Here is an 8,012-nt window from a genome sequence, read left to right on the forward strand (position 1 = left end):
AACTGCCCTGCGAGGGGAGCACGTCCTTGTCCATGACGACAAACTACTACACCGCGGATACGCATTTTTCGCATGCGCTCATGCTGTCGCCGACCGCCTGCAACAGGCCCTTCGCCGATGTCCGCGACATGGATGAATTCTTGATCCGCGCCTGGAACGCAGTCGTGAAGCCGGATGATGTCGTCTATCACCTCGGGGATTTTTCCATGGGCCTTCACGACGGCGATCGGGTGCGCAGCATGTTCGCGCGGCTCATGGGCCGCAAGATCTTGGTCCTGGGCAACCATGACTACCAGAGGCAGAACCGAAATCCACCCGGTTATCGCCTCGCTCGAGTGGGACCGGCCGCCGACACAGCAACTGGAGATTACCGACGAGGGCCAGCGCGTTTTCCTTAGCCACTATCCGTGCCGCACCTGGCCTGGGATCCTGAAAGGCGCCTGGCATTTCTACGGTCATGCCCATGGCGAGATGCCGCATTACTACCGCTCCCGGGACGTCGGGGTCGACTGTCCGGATACGGGTTTTGCACCGCGGACTTTCAGACAGTTGACGCGGCAAATGAAGGCAGTAACGGTTCCCGGTGCTGCGTCCGACTCGCGCAAATGAGTCCTCCGCGCTTGTTGTGACCCGTAGTCCACTGCAGTGTGGGATGGCAGCTTTGCGCCCTGATTTCGGTCACTTATTGACTTGGCGGGATCGCGTGAAAGCGGACCTAACTCACTTCACAGCACAAGATGTCTTACGGCCCTAAGCTGATCACCTGAGTAGGTAGAATCTTGACTTCCGCCTTCGATCATGATTTGCGAAGCCGCTTGGCTTCAACCGCGCAAGCGCCGACATGGTTGACAGGTTCGCCCTTCATGACAAGGCGGAACGGCGGGCTGCCAGTGCATCTGTGCTTTGATCCGAACCCCCGCGCCAAGGTGAAGCCGCTATTCGCCGCTGTTGATCAGAACACGAGTTGGATGCGACCCTTGCACCGCGGGAGCCATCCACAGAAGCATTGCCGGCGGGTTGGAGCTCGCGGTTGCGATATGTACGGCGCGATCGACTCCAGTGGGCCGATTGCTGCCCGTCCGCCGCTGCAGGAGGGATGTTTCCCTCACGTCGCTGAATTAAGCCGACCCTCTTTCGGCCTAGTAATCGACAGACAGGCGCGCGACGAAAGCTCTAATATTTCGGAGACGGACAGGCGCCAGATCCGGCTCGAGAACACCTCGAGCTCGAACAGACCGTCATACCCCGCGTCAAGCGCCGAATTCGTCAGTGCACCCAGATCGATCACCCCCTCTCCTGGGAGTCCCCGATCCATAAGTATGTCGGCGGTCGGCACCAGCCAGTCATTGACGTGAAACGCAAGCAGCCGCCCTTCCGACGCTGTCCGGGCCATCATGTCATGCACCTTGGGGTCCCACCACGTGTGATAGACATCAATGGCAACCCCGAGGCGGCCTGTGGCATGCGGATCGAGCAGCGCGCAAAGCTCTAAGGCCTGCTCGATCGTGTTCACGCAAGCGCGGTCGGCAGCGTACATCGGGTGCAGCGGTTCGATGGCCAAGGACACGCCGAGCGCCTGCGCGTCAGCAAGCAGTGCGGCAATCCCATCCGCCACCTGTTGACGAGCGTCCGGCAGGCTCCTGCTGCCCGGCGGCAGGGCTCCGACGACCAGAACGAAACATTTGGTCCCCAGTTCGGCCGCGAACCGCAGGGCCATTTTGTTGTCCTCGACGTTTGCCAGCCACTCCCGTTTGGAGGCGCCAGGAAAACAGGTGCTGCGGCAGTATCCGCTGACCTGCAGCCCCGCCGCGCGTATCTGACGGGCGAGGCCAGGAGCGTTTTCGTTCTCGACCTCGCGCCGCCAAGGCGAAATACCACCGAATCCTGCGCGAGCGACCGCCTCTATGGTGTCGCTGAGCGGCGCCTGATAGCCAAGCGTGGCCGTGTTGATCGAGAACCGTCGGAGGTCAATCGTCATGCCGCTCATCAAGCAAACCGAAGAACCGGCAGATCTCCTCGACCTGACCATCAAGCATGTGAATCCCCTCGTGCGTCGGGCAGCCGCGCGCGGCGGCCTGATGAAGGAGGGGGGTCGTCGAGGGTTCAAGCACGATGTCGACCACCAGCGCGCGTTGGTCGAGCCCGTCGAGCCTGAGCGGCAGCGGATCGCCATCGCGCATGCCCAGGGACGTACAGTTTACAATGACATCAAAGCCATACGCATCGGGCTCTGCATGGGAGACGAGCGTGTTCGAAGCGTGCCTTTGCAGATCATCGCTCAATTGCGAAATGCGGCCTCTGTCGATGTCATAGATCCCGAGCGTGCAAGGCCGCTCGTCCAGCACGGCGTGGGCGACCGCGCGTCCTGCTCCGCCTGCGCCGATGACCAGCACGTTCTTTTCTCGGAGAGAATGACCGCGACGACGCAGTCCGTGGACGAAGCCCGCGCCATCGAAGTTCTCGCCGAGCAGGCGCCCGTCCGGCAACTTGCGGATGGCGTTAACTGCGCCGATGCGTGCCGCCATGGGGCCAATTTCATCAAGACGGTCGGCGATGGCGATCTTGTGCGGTACCGTCACCACAAGGCCGTCCATGTTGCGAGCCGCACGGAAGGCTGCGAGGATTGCATCCAGCCCATCCGCCGACACTTGGATTGGGACCAGAACTGCGCCTATTCCCTCGCGGCGGAATGCGCGGTTGAAAAGCCCGGGGGAGCCTGCCTGCGCGATGGGGTCACCCAGAATGGCGTAGACGCGGGACTTCCCGGAGAGCGGGAGCGGCAAACCAAGTTCCAGTCGGTCGGGGCACTCGCTCACTGCTGAACACCCCGGACGGCCAGGACCGCCGCCATCCGCTGAACCGCAAGAGCGGGATCCGCAAGGAGATTAACCTGGTCGGCCAGGCGGAAGATATCTGCCAGGTGCAAGGTCGAGCGCGCGCTCTCCAGCCCGCCGACCATCGTGAAATGGTCCTGGTGACCGTTGAGATAGGCCATAAAGACAACGCCCGTCTTGTAAAAGCGGGTCGGTGCGGCGAACAGGTGGCGCGAAAGCGCTTCCGTGGGCGCTAGAATGTCGCGATAGCCGGTCACATCTCCAGTAGCCAGGTGAGAAAGCGCGGCAGATGCCGCTGGAGCTATCGCATCGAAGGCCCCTAGCAGGGCATGCGAGTGGTGCTGGCCGTCACCCGCGATGAGATCGACGTAGTTGAAGTCGTCGCCCGTGTACATCTTGGTGCTGCCCGGCAGAAGTGATCGCAGATCGATCTCCTTAGCGGCGTCGAGCAGGGAGATTTTGATCCCGTCGACCTTAGCCCTGTTTTCACCGATGATATCAAGGACAACATCCCGTGCCACCGAATAGTCCCGGTGCCCCCAATAGCCTTCGAGCATCGGATCGAACATGGGGCCCAGCCAGTGAAGGATGACGGGAGCAGCCGCTTGGCGAAGCAGGCGGTCGTAGACGTTACGATAATCATCCGGCCCCTTGGCCGCCTGAACGAGCGCCCGCGAGGCCATTAGCACCACTCGGCTCCCGCAGGCTTCGACCGCCTCCATCTGCTCTTCGTAAGCGCGGATGACATCATCGAGCATAGGGGGCTTGGACGGATCGAGCTGGTCCGTTCCACAGCCGGAAGCGACGTAGTTGTTCTTTCCGGCGGCCGCCATGGTCCGGCGGATGAGCTCCAGAGCCATGTCCCAGCCGAATCCCATACCGCGTTGCGCGGTATCCATCGCCTCCGCGATGCCGAGGTTCAGGCTCCAGAGATGTTCCCGGAAAGCCAGCGTGCGGTCCCAGTCGATTGCGGGCGCAACCCAGGGATCGCTCGGCGCGAGCGGATCAAAGACGACGTGCCCAGCCGCATAGGCAACCCGGTTGAACTCGCCGCTGGCGCGCTGGGCGGTGATGGGCTGACCGACAAGGCTGTAGTCCTCGATCGTCCGGTCAGCGCGAGGAAGGCGGATGCGAAGGTCGTTTTCCATATCAGCCGGCATCCATGCATTTAGTTGTAGGCGAGGAGACGGTGGTGTACGGGCCAGTCGCCCTGCAGCTCCCTTTCGAGGCCCATCGGCTGCTCATCGAAGAGGCGTGGGTCCATTTCGCGGAGATTGTCCGAGATGGCCGGGGTGAAGTTCATATGCGCGAGAACGTCGCGCTCAAGATCGATGCCCGGCGCGATCTCGATCAATTCGAGACCTTGTGGCCCTGTCTGGAAAACTGCCCGTTCGGTTACGAACAGGGTCATCTGGCCACGCTCGCGTGCATAGGCCCCATTGTAGGTGACCTGCTCCAGCTCACGGACGAACTTCCGGTGCTTGCCCTCGGTCAAAACCGTCAAGCGCCCGCCGTGCGCTTCAACCGCCAAGCCGCCAGCCGTGAAGGTACCGCCGAACACCATCTTCCGAGCGTTCTGACTGATGTTGACGAAGCCGCCTATCCCCACAACCCGTCCGGCGAAGCGGCTGATGTTGACGCTGCCTTGCGGATCGATCTCGACAGCGGAGAGAAACGCCACGTCGAGGCCGCCTCCATCATAAAAGTCGAACTGATAGGGTTGGTCGATCATTGCCCAATAGTTTCGGGCCGCACCTGCGTCGAGGCCGCTGGCCGGGGCGCCGCCGATCAGGCCTTGTTCATTCGTCAGGACGACATGGTCCAGCAACCCTTCTTCTGCTGCGACAAGCCCGATGCCCGTGCAGATGCCAGAGCCGATGTTGCAGATCGCCCCCTTGCGGAGCTCCATGGCGCATCGCCGCGCGACGATCTTGCGCTCGTCGAGCGGCAACTTCGGGAAGGAGCCGAGCGGGATTTTGAGATGCCCGGCATAGGCAGGATCGAACGTGGTCTGGTAGGTCTGTCGCTGGTCGGGGTCGACCACCACCGCATCGACGAGCATCCCGGGAATTTTCACCGACTTTCCCGGAAGCATACCGCGCTTGGCAAGCCGCTTGACCTGCACGATCACCAAGCCACCGCACCGGCGCGTTGCCTGCGCCATGGAGAGCATCTCCCCGAAGATGGGCTCGTCTTCCATGGAAATGTTTCCGTCCTCGTCCGCCGTCGTCCCCCTCAGGAACGCCACGTCGATCTGAAACGGCTTATAAAAGAGCCACTCCCGGCCCTTGAGTTCGATCAGTTCGACAAGATCCTCCGAGCAGGCGGTGCTCTGCTTGCCGCCCTGTTGGCGCGGGTCGACAAACGTGTGGAGGCCGACATGCGAGATGAGACCGGGACGTCCGGCAGCAATCTCACGCACGAGCTGCGATAGCGCCCCCTGGGGTAGGGTATAAACTTCGGCCTTGCCCTGGCTTGCGAGTTCGGCAACCGGAGGCGCGTCGACCACCGTTCCGCAGACGACGCGTTTCAGAAGGCCTTCGTGGCCGAAGCGCGACGCGCCAGCGTTTGCCCGGTTGCCAAGGCCGACTGGATGGATCGTGGTCAGTCCCCGGGGCTCGGAACGTTCCAGAAAGCGGGATTCAACCGCAGCGATCAGGGCTTCGGGAACGGCGTGGCCTGATCCGGATCCGCCGATCAGGATCGTATCTCCATCCCGCACCAAGGAGGCAGCTTCCACGGCCGACACAACTCTCATCAGATCTGCTCCAAGCAATCAGTCCCTTACTGATCGATAAGTATGTTCCCCGCAATTTGCAAGCTGCATGTGCCCGACGCGTAGGGCCGGAACCGGCGTGCGCAACTGCCCAAAACCACCCGGGACTGGGCAGATTCTAGTTACGGGAAGGCCGACTGCCGGCAGCGCAGTAAAGCGTGAAGAGCACCTTGGCCGCTTACTCCCCCGCAGGTGAAGCGTAAGCACCAAGGACGACGCGCGAGAAGGTTTCAAAAAACTGCTCGAGGCGGTCGAAACTCCCGGCATCCTGCGTGAAAACCGAAGACGAATTTACGATGTTTAGGATCAGCAACGCGATGTCATCCAGCGGAGCATCGGCGCGGAGTTCGCCTTTCCAACGCGCGAGCCGGACCGCGACCTTGATGGATTCGTGGACCCGGACCGTGAAGAGGGAGAGACATTCCTTCGCCTCTTCTCCCAGGATTTCGCCATCAAGCCGGAGACGGCCGATCAGGCTCCACGGACGGTTTCCTTTCCGGTCCTTGTTGAAGGCGCTGTAGCGGTGGTAGTTGAACTCCGCAACTGCGGCGAGCTTTTCTTGAAGCGAATGCGCCGGGTCCTGCCAGATCTCTTCATGGCGCGCCACCGTGGCGTCCACATAGTCGCGGAGAACTTCTTCGACGAGCTTTTCCTTGTTTCCAAAATGGTAGTGGATATTGGTCGTCGTGGTATCGAGGCGATCGGCGATATTGCGAAAGCTGGTCCCGTGATACCCGTGCCTTATAAGCAACTCGGTAGCCACCAGCTTTATGCTGTCGCGCATGGAGCCTGCGCGGACGCCCGCCGGGGCTGCGATGGTTTTCTTGGTCGGCAACTTTCCCTCCGGGCGATTCTGCGGATCTCCTCAACGAGGATCAGTGCGATACCCGCGGTCGATCATCAAGCCGCAGCTCGGGCGCTTCGCGCCATCATCAACTGGGTGTTCCCGTCTTGCACGACCTTGCTGTTCTGGTTCAACAACTGCAAGTCGAAGGTCGCGATCCCCCGGTCGCCGCGCCTCGTCTCGCGCTTGGCTGAAACTTCCAGCCTTACATGAATGCGATCGCCGGCGAAGAGCGGCGCCCGGAAAGACCAGTTCCAGCCGAGCGTGGCTATTCCCAGCAATCTCACTGACGAACGCGTTTTCAGACCGTCGGCGAGAGCGAGCCCAAGCAGTCCATGAGCAATGCGACCCGGGAATCCCTGAGCCCGGGCGAAGTCGTCGTCCATGTGCACGTCGAAGAGATCGCCGGACAGGCCGGCATAGCCGACGATATGGGATTCGGTCACCGTCACGCCGGACGTCAAAAAATGATCCCCGACCGACAGGTCATCAAAGCTGTATTCCCCTGGAGCAAGAAGCCGGGCCGCCGTTCCGCTCATCGCGACACTCCCTATTGACTTACTTATCGATAAGTAATTATCTCGCGACCGTCAAGCTGACCGGCTGTGCCCGGCTGCCCGCCTTGCCGCGAAAGAGGCCCGCGTGAGCGCCGCATCGCTAGAGTTCATTCCTGGGAGCCCTCATGGCGTCTGTCACTATCTCCGACATGCACAAGAAGTACGGCTCCGCGCACATCCTCAAGGGCGTGTCGGTCGATATTGACGACGGAGAATTTGTCATCCTCGTCGGCCCTTCGGGTTGTGGAAAATCGACGCTCCTTCGCATGATCGCCGGCCTGGAAACGATCACCTCGGGGCAGCTGCGCATCGGCGACAGGGTCGTCAATGACGATTCCCCGAAGGATCGGGACATCGCCATGGTTTTCCAGAGCTATGCGCTCTACCCGCACATGACGATCGCCGAGAACATGGCGTTCGGCCTGATGCTGAAGAGGACGCCGAAAAAGGAGATTAACGTTCGCGTCGAACGGGCAGCCGACATCCTTGGTCTGCGCGCGCTTCTGGACCGCTATCCGCGGCAGCTCTCGGGCGGGCAGCGGCAGCGAGTCGCCATGGGCCGGGCGATCGTCCGTGATCCGAAGGTTTTCCTCTTTGACGAGCCGCTATCGAACCTGGATGCCAAGCTTCGCGTCCAGATGCGCGCCGAGATCAAGAGCCTGCAGCAGCGGCTCGATACTACGACGATCTACGTCACGCATGACCAAATCGAGGCGATGACTATGGCCGACAAGATCGTGGTGATGCGAGATGGGCAGATCGAGCAGATCGGCGCTCCGCTGGATCTCTACGATTTTCCCGCCAACCAGTTTGTCGCAAGTTTCATCGGCTCGCCCGCGATGAACTTGCTTCCGGGCCGCTTTGAGGGCGGCAAGTTCCATGCGGGAAATTTGACTTTTCCCGGTGGTACCCGATGGGCGGACATTCCCGCCCAGGAAGCCGTCTACGGGGTGAGGCCCGAGCATCTCAGGCTATCTGACGAGGGCCAGTTGGTGGAGGTG

At 61.4% G+C, this 8,012-nt stretch carries 8 protein-coding genes and 1 pseudogene; 3 read left to right on the forward strand and 6 right to left on the reverse strand.

The annotated features are described in order from the left end of the window. The first annotated feature begins 32 nt into the window (after positions 1-32). Together HUI96_RS29520 and HUI96_RS30290 are read left to right on the forward strand one after the other, a co-directional pair. Positions 33-398 (forward strand): metallophosphoesterase, encoded by a 366-nt coding sequence (locus HUI96_RS29520; protein WP_237684266.1) that lies wholly within the window; start codon positions 33-35, stop codon positions 396-398. A gap of 416 nt (positions 399-814) precedes the next feature. Next, positions 815-907: pseudogene (locus HUI96_RS30290) on the forward strand (STAS domain-containing protein); the annotation flags it as partial. Between the two features lie 198 nt (positions 908-1,105). Here HUI96_RS30290 and HUI96_RS20480 read toward each other — a convergent pair. From HUI96_RS20480 to HUI96_RS20505, 6 genes are all read right to left on the reverse strand, one after another. Further along, positions 1,106-1,987, reverse strand: a complete 882-nt coding sequence (locus tag HUI96_RS20480) for a sugar phosphate isomerase/epimerase family protein (protein ID WP_188256542.1) — start codon at positions 1,985-1,987, stop codon at positions 1,106-1,108. After that, entirely contained in the window at positions 1,968-2,783 is an 816-nt protein-coding gene (locus HUI96_RS20485) for a shikimate dehydrogenase family protein (protein WP_210320252.1), read from the reverse strand. The genes HUI96_RS20480 and HUI96_RS20485 overlap by 20 nt, the downstream gene beginning before the upstream one ends. A gap of 29 nt (positions 2,784-2,812) precedes the next feature. Further along, positions 2,813-3,982, reverse strand: a complete 1,170-nt coding sequence (locus HUI96_RS20490; RefSeq protein WP_237684252.1) for a dihydrodipicolinate synthase family protein — start codon at positions 3,980-3,982, stop codon at positions 2,813-2,815. A gap of 20 nt (positions 3,983-4,002) precedes the next feature. Continuing rightward, the gene (locus tag HUI96_RS20495) at positions 4,003-5,592 is read right to left on the reverse strand and encodes an acyl CoA:acetate/3-ketoacid CoA transferase (protein WP_188256545.1); all 1,590 of its coding nucleotides are present in this window, start codon (positions 5,590-5,592) and stop codon (positions 4,003-4,005) included. A 196-nt stretch (positions 5,593-5,788) separates the two neighbouring features. Next, the gene (locus tag HUI96_RS20500; protein WP_210320253.1) at positions 5,789-6,445 is read right to left on the reverse strand and encodes a TetR/AcrR family transcriptional regulator; all 657 of its coding nucleotides are present in this window, start codon (positions 6,443-6,445) and stop codon (positions 5,789-5,791) included. Positions 6,446-6,510: 65 nt separating this feature from the next. Then, on the reverse strand, positions 6,511-6,993 hold the full coding sequence (locus HUI96_RS20505; protein ID WP_188256546.1) for a MaoC family dehydratase: 483 nt from the start codon (positions 6,991-6,993) through the stop codon (positions 6,511-6,513). Between the two features lie 143 nt (positions 6,994-7,136). Here HUI96_RS20505 and HUI96_RS20510 point away from each other — a divergent pair. Beyond that, a partial coding sequence (locus tag HUI96_RS20510) for an ABC transporter ATP-binding protein (protein WP_237684253.1) occupies positions 7,137-8,012 on the forward strand: 876 nt, incomplete at its 3' end.

It is taken from the genome of Pseudaminobacter soli (ex Zhang et al. 2022), from assembly GCF_014595955.1.
GTDB lineage: Bacteria > Pseudomonadota > Alphaproteobacteria > Rhizobiales > Rhizobiaceae > Kumtagia > Kumtagia pseudosoli.

What these genes read in the sequence shown, in the direction of transcription:
- HUI96_RS29520 (WP_237684266.1), top strand. Translation starts at nt 33, where the DNA reads ATGACGACAAACTACTACACCGCGGATACGCATTTTTCGCATGCGCTC.
- HUI96_RS20495 (WP_188256545.1), bottom strand. Translation starts at nt 5,592, where the DNA reads ATGAGAGTTGTGTCGGCCGTGGAAGCTGCCTCCTTGGTGCGGGATGGA.
- HUI96_RS20505 (WP_188256546.1), bottom strand. Translation starts at nt 6,993, where the DNA reads ATGAGCGGAACGGCGGCCCGGCTTCTTGCTCCAGGGGAATACAGCTTT.
- HUI96_RS20480 (WP_188256542.1), bottom strand. Translation starts at nt 1,987, where the DNA reads ATGAGCGGCATGACGATTGACCTCCGACGGTTCTCGATCAACACGGCC.
- HUI96_RS20490 (WP_237684252.1), bottom strand. Translation starts at nt 3,982, where the DNA reads ATGGAAAACGACCTTCGCATCCGCCTTCCTCGCGCTGACCGGACGATC.